The sequence below is a fragment of the Pseudomonas sp. A6 genome (genome assembly GCF_052367875.1).
Classification (GTDB): Bacteria; Pseudomonadota; Gammaproteobacteria; order Pseudomonadales; family Pseudomonadaceae; genus Pseudomonas; species Pseudomonas citronellolis.
The window spans coordinates 3184687-3200465 of record NZ_CP198970.1 but is presented as its reverse complement, the minus strand read 5'-3'; the positions used below and the strand labels follow the sequence as shown (position 1 = coordinate 3200465).

14 protein-coding genes are annotated in these 15779 nt (G+C 70.0%); 8 read left to right on the top strand and 6 right to left on the bottom strand.

Translation table 11 applies throughout. The annotated features are described in order from the left end of the window. The first annotated feature begins 87 nt into the window (after positions 1–87). The 4 genes from mmsB (at position 88) to ACTWJ5_RS14440 (ending at position 3531) form a co-directional block, all read left to right on the top strand. Positions 88–963, top strand: coding sequence for a 3-hydroxyisobutyrate dehydrogenase (mmsB, locus tag ACTWJ5_RS14455; RefSeq protein ID WP_444439176.1), 876 nt, complete (start codon positions 88–90; stop codon positions 961–963). Between the two features lie 685 nt (positions 964–1648). Beyond that, entirely contained in the window at positions 1649–1927 is a 279-nt protein-coding gene (locus tag ACTWJ5_RS14450; protein ID WP_074979666.1) for a hypothetical protein, read from the top strand. Between the two features lie 100 nt (positions 1928–2027). Beyond that, entirely contained in the window at positions 2028–2948 is a 921-nt protein-coding gene (locus ACTWJ5_RS14445) for a bestrophin family protein (protein WP_444439174.1), read from the top strand. Positions 2949–2964: 16 nt separating this feature from the next. Continuing rightward, positions 2965–3531 (top strand): flavin reductase family protein, encoded by a 567-nt coding sequence (locus ACTWJ5_RS14440; RefSeq protein ID WP_253411379.1) that lies wholly within the window; start codon positions 2965–2967, stop codon positions 3529–3531. A 282-nt stretch (positions 3532–3813) separates the two neighbouring features. On the opposite strand, the gene ACTWJ5_RS14435 is transcribed toward ACTWJ5_RS14440, so the two are convergent. Together ACTWJ5_RS14435 and ACTWJ5_RS14430 are read right to left on the bottom strand one after the other, a co-directional pair. Further along, entirely contained in the window at positions 3814–5193 is a 1380-nt protein-coding gene (locus ACTWJ5_RS14435; RefSeq protein WP_249919849.1) for a sensor histidine kinase, read from the bottom strand. Continuing rightward, a complete protein-coding gene (locus ACTWJ5_RS14430) occupies positions 5171–5860 on the bottom strand; it encodes a winged helix-turn-helix domain-containing protein (RefSeq protein ID WP_074979712.1) in 690 nt (229 codons plus the stop codon). Before ACTWJ5_RS14430 ends, ACTWJ5_RS14435 begins: the two co-directional genes overlap by 23 nt. 104 nt (positions 5861–5964) lie before the next feature. Between ACTWJ5_RS14430 and ACTWJ5_RS14425 the strand changes: the two genes are divergently transcribed. Further along, positions 5965–6648 (top strand): response regulator transcription factor, encoded by a 684-nt coding sequence (locus ACTWJ5_RS14425; protein WP_074979659.1) that lies wholly within the window; start codon positions 5965–5967, stop codon positions 6646–6648. A 603-nt stretch (positions 6649–7251) separates the two neighbouring features. On the opposite strand, the gene ACTWJ5_RS14420 is transcribed toward ACTWJ5_RS14425, so the two are convergent. Next, positions 7252–7560 (bottom strand): HigA family addiction module antitoxin, encoded by a 309-nt coding sequence (locus ACTWJ5_RS14420; RefSeq protein ID WP_024128404.1) that lies wholly within the window; start codon positions 7558–7560, stop codon positions 7252–7254. An 8-nt stretch (positions 7561–7568) separates the two neighbouring features. After that, on the bottom strand, positions 7569–7865 hold the full coding sequence (locus ACTWJ5_RS14415) for a type II toxin-antitoxin system RelE/ParE family toxin (RefSeq protein ID WP_074979656.1): 297 nt from the start codon (positions 7863–7865) through the stop codon (positions 7569–7571). 222 nt (positions 7866–8087) lie between these two features. Here ACTWJ5_RS14415 and ACTWJ5_RS14410 point away from each other — a divergent pair, with 222 nt between their 5' ends. The 3 genes from ACTWJ5_RS14410 to ACTWJ5_RS14400 are packed head-to-tail and all read left to right on the top strand — an operon-like array spanning position 8088 to position 13752. Continuing rightward, the gene (locus tag ACTWJ5_RS14410) at positions 8088–9491 is read left to right on the top strand and encodes an efflux transporter outer membrane subunit (RefSeq protein ID WP_444439170.1); all 1404 of its coding nucleotides are present in this window, start codon (positions 8088–8090) and stop codon (positions 9489–9491) included. Next, positions 9488–10654, top strand: coding sequence for an efflux RND transporter periplasmic adaptor subunit (locus ACTWJ5_RS14405; RefSeq protein ID WP_074979652.1), 1167 nt, complete (start codon positions 9488–9490; stop codon positions 10652–10654). Before ACTWJ5_RS14410 ends, ACTWJ5_RS14405 begins: the two co-directional genes overlap by 4 nt. After that, the gene (locus tag ACTWJ5_RS14400; protein ID WP_444439168.1) at positions 10651–13752 is read left to right on the top strand and encodes an efflux RND transporter permease subunit; all 3102 of its coding nucleotides are present in this window, start codon (positions 10651–10653) and stop codon (positions 13750–13752) included. The genes ACTWJ5_RS14405 and ACTWJ5_RS14400 overlap by 4 nt, the downstream gene beginning before the upstream one ends. A gap of 7 nt (positions 13753–13759) precedes the next feature. Here the strand turns inward: ACTWJ5_RS14400 and ACTWJ5_RS14395 are convergent, their stop codons facing one another. Both ACTWJ5_RS14395 and ACTWJ5_RS14390 read right to left on the bottom strand, forming a co-directional pair. Beyond that, positions 13760–15130 (bottom strand): CoA transferase, encoded by a 1371-nt coding sequence (locus ACTWJ5_RS14395; protein ID WP_249920255.1) that lies wholly within the window; start codon positions 15128–15130, stop codon positions 13760–13762. A 225-nt stretch (positions 15131–15355) separates the two neighbouring features. Then, positions 15356–15751: a hypothetical protein gene (locus tag ACTWJ5_RS14390; RefSeq protein ID WP_043273733.1), complete on the bottom strand. Its 396-nt coding sequence runs from the start codon at positions 15749–15751 to the stop codon at positions 15356–15358. Between the last annotated feature and the right edge of the window lie 28 nt (positions 15752–15779).

Below are 15779 nucleotides of genomic sequence, written 5' to 3'. Positions count from 1 at the left end.
GCCAGGCCCCGCAGCAGGAAGCTGCGGGGCCACAGGCCACGCGCGGCGCGGGCCCTGTTCCCGACAACGACAACAAGGGGAAACCCCATGCGCATCGGTTTCATCGGACTCGGCAACATGGGCGGCCCCATGGCCGCCAACCTGCTCAAGGCCGGCTTCGACCTGAGCGTCTTCGACCTTTCCAGCGCCGCCGTGCAGGCCGCCGTGGCCCAGGGCGCCAAGGCCGTGGCCTCACCGGCGGAACTGGCCGGCGCCGACGTGGAAGTGATCATCACCATGCTGCCGGCGGCGGCCCACGTGAAGCAGGTCTACCTCGGCGATGAGGGCCTGCTGGCCAGGGTGCAGCCCGGCGTGCTGCTGATCGACTCCTCCACCATCGACCCGCACAGCGCCCGCGAGGTCTCGGCGGCGGCCCAGGCCCACGGCAACCCGATGCTCGACACCCCGGTCTCCGGCGGCACCTCGGGAGCGGCGGCCGGCACCCTGACCTTCATGGTCGGCGGCGAGGCGGCCGACTTCGAGCGCGCCCAGCCGGTGCTGGCGGCCATGGGCAGGAACATCGTGCACTGCGGCGGCGCCGGCAACGGCCAGGTGGCCAAGGTGGCGAACAACCTGCTGCTGGGCATCAGCATGATCGGCGTGGCCGAAGCCATGTCCCTGGGCGTGAAGCTGGGCATGGATGCAGAAGTGCTGGCCGGCATCATCAACACCTCCAGCGGCCGCTGCTGGGCCTCGGAAGTGAACAACCCACTCACCGGCGCGCCGGCGGCCCGCGGCTACAGCGGCGGCTTCGGCACCGACCTGATGCTCAAGGACCTTGGCCTGGCCAGCGAGGCTGCCCGCCAGGTGCGCCAGCCGGTGCTGCTCGGGGCGCTGGCGCAGCAGCTGTTCCAGGCGTTCAGCAACCAGGGCAATGGCCAGCTCGACTTCTCGGCGATCGTGAAGCTGTATCAGGAGGGGTGAGGCCACCCGCCAACCGCTCTCGTAGGAGCGAGCTTGCTCGCGAATGGAGTCAACCGGCGGTGGTGGTGCTTGAGGTTAACTCCGCACCCTCTCCCCAGCCCTCGGCTGCGCGCCCCGCCCTGAAGGGAGAGGGGGCTTGTCCGTGCCGAGAGGAGGAATGGTTTCAGCCGGAAACCTCCGGTGTTGCCGGCTAACTCCAGAACACCCAACCCTGCCCAACGGTCCCCTCTCCCTTCAGGGAGAGGGTTAGGGAGAGGGCGCTCTTCAGCACAGGCACCGCCCCAGCCGGCAAGCACCGTTCGCGAGCAAGCTCGCTCCTACAAAAGCTCCACTCCCCTCCCGCACTCTGCGAAATTTCACACCCGACCTTTCCATTGAGCCCCTACAAACCCCGCCGGTAGGCTCTGCCCGTCACGGTGAATGCCGTGACACGGGTGTAGCAACCCGGATAGCTAAGGCGCGGTAGCGCCAGGCATCTCGATGCACTGGCGCTTTTTCTCGCTTCTGTGGCGGGCCGCGCGGGGCAGGCTTTGGCCTGGCCGGTTCCTTGGCTCCGGTTTGCTACCCCCGCGCGGCCCGCCTCCCATTCCGGAAGGCGGTTCCTCACCCACTCGAGGAGCAATGGACATGCAATTTCCGGCCAACCGCGTGCATCGCCCTGCTGCCTCTCATCCGGAGGCAGACGATGCCTGACATGATCCCCCTCACCACCCTTTCCCAACCCCACGAGGACGTGCTCTACGTCAACCTGCAGGCCCCGGTGGAGCACCTGATGGGCACCGCCGAACGTCGCCTGGAATCCCTCAGCGTGCTGCTGCGCCTGCTGGAAGACAGCGCCGATGAAATGCCCATGCCTTTGGGCGTGGCGCGCCTGTCCGCCAGCCTCGCACCGCTGCTGGAAGAAGCGCGGCAGCTGTACGAACTGGCCGAACGCAAGGCCCGGCAGGTACAGGCCGGCGCCTGAGCCCAGGGCGGAGGGCGCAGCGCCCTCCGTCCCCTGCTCCACCCGGCGGCCATCTCGGCTATGATGCGCGCTCTCCGTGTCCCCGCCTGGAAGCCCGCGCATGATCCTCCGCCCGCAAACCCCGACACTCTGGGTGCTGCTGTTCTCCCTCAAGGGCTCGATCATCCCGGCCATCTGGCGCAAGGTGCTCTACACGGTGCTGCTCAGCTCGCTGGTGGTGGCCACCCACGGCACCCTCTACCACTACAAGGTGGTGATCACCTCAACCCCGTTCACCCTCTGGGGCCTGACCCTGGCGATCTTCCTCGGCTTCCGCAACAACGTGGCCTACCAGCGCTTCTGGGAGGCGCGCACGCTCTGGGGCGAACTGCTGGTGGTGTCGCGCAACCTGGCGCGGCAGAGCCTGTCGCTGCTGCCCGGCCTGGACGACGCCGGGCGCCGACTGCTGGTCCAGCGCCTGGCCGCCTTCGCCTACGTGCTGCGCGACCAGTTGCGCGAGCGCCCGCAGAGCGAAGACGCCCGCCGCCTGCTCGGCAGCGAACTGGCCGACGCCCTGGCGCACACGCCCGGCCCGGCCAGCGACCTGCTCGCCCGCCTGGGCCGCGACTTCGCCGAGGCCGGCCGCCGCGCCAACGCCAGCGACATGCTGCTGGCCAACGTCGACCAGCAGGTGAGCCGCCTGTCCTACGTGCTCGGCGGCTGCGAGCGGATCAAGGGCACGCCCATCCCCTACCCCTACATCCTCATGCTGCACCGCATCGTCCACGTGTACTGCTTCCTGCTGCCGTTCTGCCTGGTCGACAGCATCGGCTGGTTCACCCCGCTGGCGGTGTGCGTGCTGGCCTACACCTTCTTCGGCCTGGACGCCCTGGGCGACCAGATCGCCGACCCGTTCGACACCCAGCCCAACGACCTGCCGCTGGACGCCATGAGCCGCCACTTGGAGATCGCCGTCATGGAGATCCTCGGCGAAAGCGAGCTGCCGGCGCCGCTGGAGCCGGTCGACGGCCTGCTGCTCTGATCCCCGAGGACCATCCATGAACCACCTGCAAGACGTTCCCCTGGCCAAGGCCTACCTGCTGCTCAACCACGGCCCCTCCACGATAGTCACCAGCGAACACGAAGGCGTGGCCAACGTGATGGCCGCGGCCTGGGTGATGCCGCTGGACTTCGACCCGCCCAAGCTGATGCTGGTGCTGGACCGCAACACCTGGTCGCGGCACCTGGTGGAGGGCTCCGGCGCCTTCGTCATCCAGCTGCCCTCGCGGCGCCAGGCCGAACTCACCCTGGCGGTGGGCTCCAGCAACGGCGGCGAGCTGGACAAGTTCGCCCGCTACGACATCGCCACCGCCCGCGCCCGCCAGGTGCAGGCGCCGATCGTCGAAGGCTGCCTGGCCTACCTGGAATGCAGGGTGATCGCCGAGCCGCACAACCAGGAGAAGTACGACCTGTTCATCGCCGAGGTGGTGGCGGCCTATGCGGACGAGCGGGTGTTCTCGAAGGGGCGCTGGCATTTTCCGGACGAGGAGTCGCGGACCATTCATTACCAGGCGGGTGGGGCTTTCTTTGCGACGGGGGAGGCGTTTCAGGTGGTCAAGGCGTGAAGGGCAAGAGCCCCTCACCCCAACCCTCTCCCGGAGGGAGAGGGGGCTGTCCTCTGCCTGCTGAAGCATCAGAGCACTCCGGCACCACCGGCTGAAGCCAAACCATCAGAGCATGCCGAACGGCCCCCTCTCCCTGAAGGGAGAGGGGCTGTCCTCTGCCCGCTGAAGCATCAGAGCACTCCTGCACCACCGGCTGAAGCCAAGCCATCAGAGCATGCCGAACGGCCCCCTCTCCCTCTGGGAGAGGGCTGGGGTGAGGGCAGCCGCGCTCAACCCCCAGCCCTACCCCCGCACCGCCCCCGAAACCACCCGCCCCCGCAAACTCACCCAACACCCCGGCGCCCCATCCCCCACGCTCATCGCCAGGTCGTGCAGCCGCGCCACCGCCGCCACCAGGCTCAGCCCCAGGCCATTGCCCGGCGTATGCCGGCTGCGCTCGGAACGGTAGAAGCGCCGCAGCACCGCCTCGCGCTCGTGCTCGGGAATCCCCGGCCCGTTGTCGCGCACCTGCACTTGCACCGCGTCCCCATCCGCTTCCACCCGCACCTCGACACGCCCCTCGGCCGGGGTGAACTTCAGCGCGTTGTCCACCAGGTTGCTCAGGGCGTCGAACAGCAGGTGCGCATCGCCCTGCAGCCAGGCCGGCTGCGCCGGGCCGCTGTAGCTCAGGTGCAGGCCGCGCTCCTCGGCCAGGGGCTCGAACAGTTCGACCACGTCGGCCGCCACTTGGGTCAGGTCCACCGCGACGAAGCCGGTGCGCCGCGCGCTGTCCTCGATCTCGGAGATGCGCAGCAGCGCGCGGAAGGTCAGCAGCAGGCCGTGGGCGTCCTCGATGGCCTGGTCGATGGCCGCGGCGTACTCCTCCTTGCTGCAATCGCGCCGCTGCGCGCGCTCCAGCCCGGCGAGCAGGCGCGTCAGGGGCGTGCGCAGGTCGTGGGCGACGTCGTCGCACACGCCCTTCACCTCGCGCATCAGCCGCTCGATCTCGTCGAGCATGCGGTTCACCACCACCGCCAGGCGATCCACGTCGTCGGAGCTGCCGCGCACCGGCAGGCGCTCGCTGAGGTCGCCCTTGACGATCCGCTCGATGGCCCCGGTCACCGCGTCCAGGCGCTGCTGCGAGGTGCGCCCGGCGATGATCGCGCCGGCCAGGCCGAGGATCAGGATCAGCACCCCGCCGGAAGCCATGGCGCTGACCAGCAGTTCGTCGAATTCCAGCAAGTCCTGGATGTCCTGGCCGATCACCAGCACCTCGCCCGAGGGCATGCGGTGGACGATGCCGCGCACCCGCCGCTCGCCGCCGGAAAGGCTGCGCCGGCTGAATTCGATGGGCGTGTCCAGCAGCGCGGTCGGCGGCTGCTCGGCGAGGGTGCCGGCCAGGCGCCGGCCGCTGGCGTCGAACAGCGCCTGGGGGAAGTGCTGCTCGGGGTCCTTGGCGGCGTGCTCCTGCACTTCGCGCAGCAGTTCGGGCAGCTCCAGGCCGGCGCGGTTGTGGATCTGCCGCGTCAGGTTGGCCTGCACCTCGGCGCGCAGGTAGCCGGCGGTGCGCCAGTACACGTAGCCGAACAGCGCCAGCGAGGCCACGCCGAACAGCAGCAGGAACAGCAGCGCCACGCGGAAGCTGGTGGTGCGCGGAATCTCACTCAGGCGCCCGGAGAACATAGCCCGCCCCCCGCACGGTGTGGATCATCGGCGGCTCGCCGTCCACGTCGACCTTGCGCCGCAGGCGGCCGATGTGCACCTCGATGACGTTGGTGCGCTCGTCGTAGCGGTAGTTCCACACCGCCTCGAAGAGCATGGTGCGGGTGACGATCTGCCCGGCGTGGCGCGCCAGGTACTCCAGCAACTGGTACTCGCGCGGCACCAGGTCGATCGACCGTTCGCCGCGGCGCACCGAGCGGCGCAGCAGGTCGATGTCCAGGTTGCCGATGCGCAGGCGGCTGTCGCGCGCCTCGCCGCCACGCGCGGCGCGGCGGGTCAGGGCGTCCAGGCGGGCGGTCAGCTCGATGAACTCGAAGGGTTTGGTCAGGTAGTCGTCGCCGCCGGCGCGCAGGCCGCGCACGCGTTCGTCGAGGTCGGAAAGCGCGCTCAAGATCAGCACCGGCGTCTCCACCCCGGCCGAGCGCAGCGCGGTGAGCATGGCCAGGCCGTCCATGCCGCCGGGCAGCATGCGGTCGAGGACGATCACCGCGAAGCTTTCGCTCAGGGCCCGCACCAAGCCGTCGCGGCCATTGCCGACCAGGCTGACCTGGTAGCCGTGGTCGTGCAGCGCGGCGCTGATCTCGGCGGCGGTGGCGGGGTCGTCTTCGACGACGAGAACCTGGGTCATGGGCGCGGTCCGTGGCGGCGGCGGGAGGTGTTCGGCAGTATATTTTGTCTGGCGCGGGCGAACGTCGGCCTCGCGCCAAGATGAACAAAAGTTTAGGTGCAACCTTGAGAATCCTGGTCATCGAAGACGACCCGCAGGCCGCCGGCTACCTGGTGCGGGGCCTGCGCGAGAGCGGCCATATAGTCGACGCCGCGGGCGATGGCGTCCAGGGCCTGGACCTGGCCCTGGAAAACCTCTACGACGCCCTGGTGGTGGACCGCCGCCTGCCCGGCCTGGACGGCCTGGAACTGGTGCGCCGGCTGCGCTCCGCCGGCTCCGACACCCCGGTGCTGATGCTCAGCGCCCTGGCCTCCACCCACCACCGCGTCGAGGGCCTGCAGGCCGGCTGCGACGACTACCTGGCCAAGCCCTACGCCTTCGTCGAAGTCCACGCCCGCCTGGCCGCCCTGCTGCGCCGCCCCGGCCGCCGCCTGCTCGGCGCGCGCCTGCAGGTCGGCGACCTGCAACTGGACTGCGAAGGCCGCGTGGCCCAGCGCCAGGGGCACAGCATCGTGCTGCAGCAGCGCGAGTTCCTGATCCTGGAAAAACTCATGCGCCACGCCGACCAGGTGGTGACCCGCGGCATGCTGCTGGAAAGCGCCTGGGACTACGACTTCGACCCGCGCGACAACGTCATCGACAAGCACATCCACCGCCTGCGGCAGAAGGTCGACCAGGGCTTCGGGTGCACGCTGATCCACACGGTCCCCGGCGCCGGCTACATGCTCAGCGAAACGCCGCCGGAATAGGTGGAGCCGAGGTGCCGGGGTGCTCTTCGTAGGAGCGAGCTTGCTCGCGAACAAGGTTTCCGGGCTAGGCGTGGTGTATGGCCTGAAGAGAGAGGGGATCGTTCGGAGTGTGTTGGTGTTTCGGCGTTAGCCGGCTTGCACCGAGTGGCCGGATGACACCAAGCCCTTTCTCGGCACGGACAAGCCCCCTCTCCCTTCAGGGCGGGGCGCACAGCCGAGGGCTGGGGAGAGGGAAAGGCGCCTCCCCAACATACCGTAGCCACGAGTGAGCACCGTTCGCGAGCAAGCTCGCTCCTACGAAGAGCCCCTTGGCACCGCTCCAGGCCGGCGTCCAGGCGCTCGCGCAACCCGGCAGCGGCAGCTATACGCCCTACGCCGAGGCGCTTTTCGTAGGATGGGTTGAGCGAAGCGATACCCATCGTCCCCCCAACCGAACACCGGCCCTGCCGACGGGATCGCGGACAGAGTCCGCTCGCGCGCCATTCCCATATAGGAGCGCGCCCTGCGCGCGAATCGCGGGCAGGGCCCCCGCTCCTGCAAAAAACACCTCAGCGCAGCCTGCAAGCGTGCCTATGAGGACCGCAACTCCACCACACCTGGCATTCAGGCCGCCCGATTCAATGGCCGAGCCCGCTCTATGCGGGCACGTCGCTCTGGCGAATTCAACGCCGCCCACAGGTCGTTGCGCCGCTGCAGGTTGAGCCAGAACTCCGCAGAGTTGCCGAATACCCGGGCCAGCATCAGCGCAGTATCGGCTGTCACCGCACGCCGGTCGTTGCACAGTTCGTTGACCAGCTTGCGCTGCACCCCCATCGCTTCGGCGAGGCGGCCTTGGGTCAGGCCTAGCGGATCGAGGAACTCGCTGCTGAGCACCTCGCCGACGCTGACCGGCTTGCGTTCGGTGATGATCACGTTGCACCTCATCGGTACGAATGGTTGTCAAGGTAGACGTCCGAGGCTTCGCCTTTTTCGCCATCCCAATGAAAGACCAGGCGCCATTGGCGATTCACCCGGATCGAGTGGTATGCCCGCAGGCGCCCCTGCAAGCGCTCGAAATGGTTGCTGGGTGGGCTACGCAAGTCCGCGTCCGTGGTGGCGTCGTCGAGCATCTGCAGCTTGCGGAACAGGCGCTCCTGGATATCCGCGGGAATCTGCCGCGGCATCCTGTCCCGCACGAAGAACGCTTCCAGCCACGCCTCCCTGAAACTCCCGATCATGGGCCGGCTTCCTTGAAGGGAAATGTACCGCGTCACGGTACAACCGGCAAAACTCTGGAGTTGTCAGCCAACGGTTAGGCAAAAGCCGCAAAGCCAATCGGAAACCTCCCAAGCGCCACCTAAACTTTTATTCAGCTTGGGAAGAACCGCCCGGTAGCTGCCCGGCGCTAAGGTCGTCCATCACAGCAGCCCGCAGCACGCGGGACGCAGAAGGACGAACCCATGCCCCCAACCACCGCCGGCGCCCTGCCCCGGCTGGCCGCCGCCCTTTCCCTGGCCCTGCTCGGGGCTTGTTCGCTGGTGCCGCAGTACCAGCGGCCCGGCGTACCCGTCGCCAGCCACTGGGACAATGCCGCCGCGCCCGCCGCCCAGATGCCGCAGCAGTGGTGGAAGGACTATGCCAGCGCCGAGCTGGACAGCCTGATCCAGCGCGCCGGCAGCGACAGCCTCACTCTGCAGGCAGCGGTGGCGCGGGTCGACCAGGCCCGCGCCAGCGCCCGCGTCGCCGGGGCCACGCTGTACCCGGACCTGAGCCTGGGCGGCAGCTACGTCCACGATCACGACAGCAGCAAGAACGCCCACGACCTCTACGCCCAGGCCAGCTACGAGCTGGACTTCTGGGGCCGCAACCGCGCCCTGGCCGACTCCGCCACGGCGCTGGCCCAGGCCACGGCCTACGACCTGGAGACGGCGCGCATCGGACTGCAGGCGGATATCGCCGACAGCTACTTCCAGGTGCTCTCGCTGGACGAGCGCCTGGCCGTGGCCAAGCGCATCGCCAGCGACGCCGAGAACATCCTGCAACTGATGCAGACGCAGTCGCGCCTGGGCTCCTCTTCCGACCTGGAGGTGGAGCAGCAACGCAACGCCCTGCAGAACTTCCAGGCCAACGTCAGCGTCCTGGCCCAGCAGCGCGACGCCGCGCTCTACCAGTTGGCGGTGCTGGTGGGCGCCGCGCCCGAGGGCTTCGCCCTGCAGCACAGCGGCCTGGACGGCATCCAGCTGCCCGAGGCGCGCGCCGGGCTGCCGGCCAGCCTGCTGAGCCAGCGGCCGGATATCCAGGCCGCCGAGGCGCGGCTGGTTTCGGCCAACTTCGACGTCGGCGCGGCGCGCGCGGCCTTCCTGCCGAACATATCCCTGGGCGCCCTCGCCGGCAGTGACGTGCATACCGGCGGCGGGCTCTGGCAGCTGGCCGCCAGCCTCAGCCAGCCGCTGTTCGACGGCGGCCTGCTGGAAGGCCAGTTGCAGGCCGACCGCGCCCATGCCCGCGAGCTGGTCGCCGACTACCGGCAGAACGTGCTCCAGGCCCTGCAGGACGTGGAGACGCAGCTCAGCGCCAACGCCCGCCTGGCGCAGACCCAGCGCATCGACCAGGCCGCCGTGGACTCGGCGCGCAAGGCCGCCGACCTGGCACAGGTGCGCTACCGCCTGGGCAGCACCGACTTCCTCACCCTGCTGACCGTGCAGCGCACCCTGTACCAGGCCGAGGACAGCCTGCTGCAGGTGCGCCTGCAACGCCTGCAGGCCTCCGTCGGCCTGAACCGTGCCCTCGGCGGCGGCTTCCAGGCGCCGGCAGACGCCGAGCTGGCCAGCAATCAACCTTCCGCACAGGCGACCCGACCGTGAGCCCGTCCCAGCCCTCCTCCCAGCGGCGCTACTGGCGCCTGGCGTTCCTCTTCCTGGCCGTGGCGCTGGCCGTCTTCGCCTGGCGCCACTTCTCCGCCACCACGACGGCCAAGCCGGCCGAGGCGCCGGTGCCCGTGAGCCTGGGGGTGGCCGACCAGCGCGACCTGCCGATCTGGCTGCAGACCATCGGCACGGTGCAGGCGCTGAACGCGGTGGACATCAAGGTGCGGGTGGACGGCGAGTTGCAGCAACTGCACTTCCAGGAGGGCCAGATGGTCAAGGCCGGGCAGTTGCTCGCCGAGATCGACCCGCGCCCCTATGCCGCCCAGGTGCTGCAGGCCAAGGCCAACAAGGCGCGCGACGAAGCGCAGCTGGCGGTGGCCAAGGTCAACCTCGAACGCGCCAGCAAGCTGGCCGCCGCCCATGCCGGGCCGAGCCAGGACGTGGACACCCTGCGCGGCCAGGTGGCCACCCTGCAGGCCACGATCCAGGCCGACCAGGCGGCGCTGGACACCGCCCAGCTGCAGCTCGGCTACACCCGCATCGCCGCGCCCTTCGCCGGGCGCACCGGGCAGCGCCTGGTGGACGCCGGTAGCATCGTCCACGCCAGCGACAACACCGGCCTGCTGACGCTCACCCAGATGGCGCCCATTTCCCTGGCCTTCAGCCTGCCCCAGGAGGACCTGGCCGAAGTGCTGCAGGCCAACGCCGGGCAGCCGCTGCAGGTCGAGGCGCTGAGCCGTGACGGCCGCCAGCACATCGCCACCGGGCGGCTGAGCTTCATCGACAGCCAGGTCTCCAGCGGCAACGGGCAGATCCTGTTCAAGGCCGACTTCGCCAACGCCGACGGCAAGCTCTGGCCCGGCGAACTGCTCAGCGTGCGCCTGCTGCTGCGCACCGAGAAGGCCGCCACCGTGGTGCCGGCCAGCGCCGTGCAGCAAGGCCCGCAGGGTAGCTTCGTGTACGTGGTGGGGCGCGACCAGCAGGCCCAGGTGCGCGAAGTGAAGGCCGGCGCGGTGGTCGATGGCCTGCAGTGGATCCACCAGGGCCTGGCGCCCGGCGAAACCGTGGTCACCGGCGGCCAGTACCGCCTGGCCCCGGGGCTGAAGGTCGCGGCCCTGGCCGACGCGCGGCAGACCGCCAGCGCGGAGCAGCGCCAATGACCCTCTCCGAACCCTTCATCCGCCGCCGGGTGGCCACCACCCTGCTGGCCCTGGGCGTGCTGCTGCTCGGCGCCGCCGCCTACTTCCTGCTGCCGGTGGCGCCGCTGCCGCAGGTGGACATGCCGACCATCCAGGTGCAGGCCAAACTGCCCGGCGCCAGCGCCGAGACCATGGCGTCTTCCGTGGCCACGCCGCTGGAGCGGGCCTTCGCCAGCGTTCCCGGGGTCACCCAGATGACCTCCGCCAGCTCTCTCGGGCTGACGCAGATCACCCTGCAGTTCGACCTGGAGCGCAACATCGACGGCGCCGCCCAGGACGTGCAGACGGCGATCAACGCCGCCGGCGGTAACCTGCCGAAGAACCTGCCGGCGCCGCCGACCTTCCACAAGGTCAACCCGGCGGAATTCACCTTCCTCTCCCTGGCCCTGACCTCGTCCACCCGCACCCTGCCAGAGCTGGACCGCTACGCCGACGACTACCTCGGCCAGCAGCTGTCGCAGATTCCCGGCGTCGGCCTGGTGGACTTCCACGGCGAGCAGCGCCCGGCGGTGCGCGTGCGCATCGACCCGGACGCCCTGGCCGCCCGTGGCCTGACCCTGGATGACGTGCGCGAGGTGCTGGGCAACGCCACTGTGGATGCGCCCAAAGGCAACCTCGACGGCGCCGAGCGCGCGGTGACTCTCGACACCACCGACCAGCTCACCCGCGCCGCGCAGTACGGCTCGCTGGTGATCGCCTACCGCAACGGCGTGCCGATCCGCATCAGCGACCTGGGCACGGTGATCGACGGCGCCGAGGACGTGCGCCAGGCCGCCGGCCTGCAGGGCCGGCCGACGGTGATCGTCGACATCCACAAGCAGCCCGGCTACAACGTGCTGGCGGTGACCCAGGCGATCAAGGACCGCCTGCCGGCGCTGATCGCGCAACTGCCGCGCGACGTGAAAGTGAACCTGGTGGGCGACCGCACCCAGACCATCGACGCCTCCATCGACGAAGTGCAGTTCAACCTGCTGCTGTCCATCGTCCTGGTGGTGGCGGTGGTCTTCGTGTTCCTGCGCAACGTCAGCGCCACCGTGATCCCGGCGCTGACCATCCCGCTGTCGCTGGTGGCCACCTTCGCGGCCATGTACGTGCTGGGCTACAGCCTGGACAACCTGTCGATCATGGCGCTGAGCATCGCCGTGGGCTTCGTGGTGGACGACGCCATCGTGGTGATGGAGAACATCATCCGCCACCTGGAGATGCACAAGCCGCCGCTGCAAGCAGCCATCGAGGGCACCGCCGAGGTGGCCTTCACCATCGTCTCCATGACCGTCTCGCTGGTGGCGGTGTTCATCCCCATCCTGTTCATGGGCGGGGTGATCGGCCGCCTGCTGCGCGAGTTCGCGGTGACCGTGAGCGTGGCGGTGGTGATGTCCGGGGTGGTTTCGCTGACGGTCACGCCGATGCTCTGCGCCTGGTTCATCCGCCACGACCTGCACGGCGTGCAGAACCGCTTCTTGCAATGGAGCGAGCGCACCTTCGACGCCCTGCTCGACGGCTACCGGCGCAGCCTGCGCCGCGTGCTGCGCCACGAACGCCTGACCCTGGCGGTGGCGCTGCTCACCCTGCTGGTCACCGCCGTGCTCTACGTCGAGGTGCCCAAGGGCTTCTTCCCGCAGCAGGACACCGGGGTGATCATGGGCGTGGCCGAGGCCAATGCGGATATTTCCTTCGCCGCGATGCGCGCACGCATGGCCGCGCTCAGCGAGGTGATCCAGCGCGACCCGGACGTGGCCAACGTCTACTACTGGATCGGCCCCAACCCCACCCTCAGCCAGGGCCGGGTGATGATCAACCTCAAGCCCTACGAGCAGCGCGCGGCCAAGGCCGACCAGGTGGTGGCGCGGCTCAAGCGCGAACTGGCCGTGGTGCCGGGCATCGCCCTGTACATGCAGATCCGCCAGGACGTGCAGATCGGCGGGCGGCCGAGCAAGACGCAGTTCCAGTACACCCTGCAGGACCCGGACAGCCACGAGCTGGACCACTGGGCCGCGGTGCTGCTGGCGCGCCTGAAGCAGCTGCCGCAACTGCGCGACGTGGCCACCGACCAGCAGCAGGCGGCGCCGCGCGCCACCCTGCACATCGACCGCGACAGCGCCGCGCGCCTGGGCGTGAACGTGCAGGCCATCGACGACGTGCTCTACGACGCCTTCGGCCAGCGCCAGGTGGCGACGCTGTTCACCGCGCTGGACCAGTACCACGTGATCCTCGAACTGGACCCGCGCTGGCAGGTGTCCGAGGAAAGCCTCAAGCACCTCTACGCGCGCTCCAGCCTGACCGGCGAGCTGGTGCCGCTGAGCGTGCTCGGCCGCCTGGAGCCGGACCTGGCGCCCATCACCATCAACCACCAGGGGCTGTTCCCGGCGGTCACCCTGTCGTTCAACCTGGCGCCGGGCTACGCCCTGGGCGACGCGGTCGCCGCCATCCAACAGGCCACCCGCCAGGCCGGCCTGCCGGACAGCGTCAGCGGCACCTTCCAGGGCACCGCCCAGGCCTTCCAGGACTCGCTGCGCAGCCAGCCGTGGCTGATCCTGGCGGCGGTGGTCACGGTGTACATCGTCCTCGGCGTGCTCTACGAGAGCCCGCTGCTGCCGCTGTCGATCCTCTCCACCCTGCCCTCGGCCGGCCTCGGCGCGCTGCTGGCATTGCTGCTGTGCGGCCAGGACCTGTCGCTGATGGGGATGATCGGCATCATCCTGCTGATCGGCATCGTCAAGAAGAACGCCATCATGATGATCGACTTCGCCCTGGTGGCCGAGCGCGGCGGCATGACGCCGGAGCAGGCGACCATCGAAGGCAGCACCCTGCGCTTCCGGCCGATCCTCATGACCACCCTGGCGGCGCTGTTCGGCGCCCTGCCGCTGGCCCTGGGCACCGGCTCCGGCGCCGAGCTGCGCCAGCCGCTGGGCATCGCCATCGTCGGCGGCCTGCTGGTGTCGCAGGTGCTGACGCTGTACACCACGCCGGTGATCTATCTGTGGTTCTCGCGCCTGGCCGCCAGCTTCCGCGCCTGGCGCCAGGCCCGCGGCGGCCTGCTGCTGCCGCCGCAGCGCTGAGCGCCGTTCAGGCGCCCTGCTCGAAGGCCCAGTACGGCTTCGACGAACCCAGCGCCGCCGCCGGCAAGGCCCATTGCAGCGGCGTACCTTCCAGCAGCAATGGCGGGCGCAGGCGCTGCGCCGGGCCCCAGGCGGTGGCCTCGATGGCCGGGTCGAGGTCGGCCGGCGCCTCCCCGGCCAGCGCCGGCAGGGCATCGGCCTGCATCCCCTGCTCCACCAGGAACTGCGCGGTGCGCGCCAGCGACAGGCGCCAGGTGCTGCCGCGCCCGCTGGCCAGGCGCCGGCCCAGGCCGCAGAGCGCGGCGGCGGCCATCAGGTAGCCGGTGGCGTGGTCCAGGGCCTGCACCGGCAGCGGCACCGGTTTGTCGGCCTGGCGCCAGCGCATGCCGGCCTCGGCGATGCCGGTGCTCATCTGCACCAGGCTGTCGAAGCCGCGGCGGTTGCGCCAGGGGCCGCTCCAGCCGTAGGCGTTCAGGCTCACGTCGACCAGCCCCGGGGCCAGGTCCTGGCGCACTTCGGCGTCGAAGCCGAGGTTTTCCAGGGCGTCGCCGCGGTAGCCGTGGATCAGCACGTCGGCGTGGCGCAGCAGTTCCTCGAAGCGCTCGCGCCCGGGCGGGTCCTTCAGGTCCAGGCGCGCGCAGCGCTTGCCCAGGCAGACCTCGGGAATCACCCCGGGCTCGTCCCAGCCCGGCGGATCGATGCGCAGCACCTCGGCGCCGAGCCCGGCGAGGAAGCGGCTGGCCACCGGCCCGGCGAGCACCCGGGTGAGGTCCAGTACCCGCACCCCGGCCAGCGGCCGTTCCGCCGTCAGGGCCCAGGCCGGCGCGGGGGCGATGGCCTGGTCCTGGCTCCAGATCAGGTCCTGCTCCGCCAGGGCCTGGCCCTGGGGGTGCGCCTTCCATTCGTCGATGGAGCGCATTTCGGCGGCGCAACCACCGGTAGCCACTACCGCATGCTCCAGTTCGGCCTTGTTCCAGGTGGCGACGCGGGCCGCCGCCTCTTCGCGGCTGGCGACCGGGCCCAGCACCCGCACCACGGCGGCGCGGTGGTGCGGGGCGTTGGTGTGCAGGCGGATCCAGCCGTCGCGGGTGGCATAGTCGCCGGCGATGTCGCCCCACATGGGCGGCAGCGCCCAGCCCTGGGGCCGCAGCGTCCAGGCGAACCAGAAGGACGCCAGGCGGCGGTCCACCTGCAGCGCCCTCGGCGACTGGCCGGCGCGCTTGAGCAAGGCCGCGGCGGCCAGGCCGGCCGTGGCGATGGAGGCGCCAGCGAGGTCGGTGACGGCGAAGGTCGAGGGCAGCCCGCCCTCGGCCTGGAAGGACAGGGACGCGGGCAGGGCCGCGTTCTCTTCCAGGGCCTGCCACAGGGCCCTGGTCATCTGGCTGGCGAGCATGCTGCACCTCGTCTGAAGAAGTCCGTGAAACGGACCCGCCAGGCAACCTTAGCCCGCCCGCCGCGCCGCCGCGAGCCGGCCTTTCGCCGCAGAGGAATCGCGGGCAATAAAAAACCCGCCGATGGCGGGTTCTTTATTGGGGCGCTAGTCCTTTAGCAATGTGCCTACCATCGCCCCACGCGCGTGAAAATTTCGTGAAGAAACTCGGGCTCAGCCGGAATAATCCAGCGCCGTCCAGGCACGGCTGAGGTCGTCGCGGATGCGGCAGGCGGACAGGTCGCCGCCCTCCTCGCCCACGCTCAGCAGGCGGGTGGCGCCGGTGCCGTCGTCGTACACCTCGGTCAGCGTCTGCAGGCGCCCGCAGTTGGGCGTGTCGATCACATAGCTGGCCACCATCGCCGAGCGCGAGCGCGGCACGCGGATGGCGTCGCGCACGATGCCGTGTTCCTCCACGCGCTTGCCGTCGGCCACCAGCACCGCCCAGGCCTCGCGGCCATCGATCACCAGGTAGGCGCCATTGGCCTTGGGGCCTTCCGCCGGCGGCTGGGCGCAGCCGCCGAGCAGGGCCAGGAGGGCGAGCACCAGCAGGGCTTTGACTTGCTTCATCACGCGTTCCTCTTCTTCGTCGTCGCCG